Genomic DNA, 337 nt, shown 5'->3' with positions numbered 1-337 from the left:
CGCTATCGGGGATGCGGGCTGGCATGGCTTCATCAAGAAACTGGAATACAAAGCCGCAGCGGCAGGCGTCCATCTGGTCAAACTGGATCAGTGGTTCGCCAGTTCGAAAACCTGCCATTGCTGCGGTTACAAAATGCTGGAAATGCCGCTGCGTAAGCGGCTCTGGCAATGCCCTTTCTGTCGAGTCGAACATGACCGCGATATCAATGCGGCGCTCAACATCCAGCGCAAGGGCATAACAGAATTACAGGCGGCGGGACTCGTCGTCTCTGCCCACGGAGGCCAGCGTAAATCCGTCATAAAGACGGTGGCGGCCTGAGAAGTGGGAAGCCTCGCC

Annotated in this window: 1 protein-coding gene; it reads left to right on the top strand. The window is 57.3% G+C overall.

What is annotated here, in order from left to right; all coding sequences use genetic code 11:
• Window positions 1-319, top strand: a 319-nt coding sequence (locus tag EAE92_RS25640) for an RNA-guided endonuclease InsQ/TnpB family protein (RefSeq protein ID WP_214069880.1), incomplete at its 5' end; no start/stop codon positions are given.
• Window positions 320-337: the final 18 nt, after the last annotated feature.

The sequence above is a fragment of the Photorhabdus hainanensis genome, assembly GCF_018448965.1.
GTDB classification, from domain to species: Bacteria; Pseudomonadota; Gammaproteobacteria; order Enterobacterales; family Enterobacteriaceae; genus Photorhabdus; species Photorhabdus akhurstii.
The sequence above is the reverse complement of the archived record's forward strand: the minus strand, read 5'-3'. Positions and strand labels throughout refer to the sequence as shown.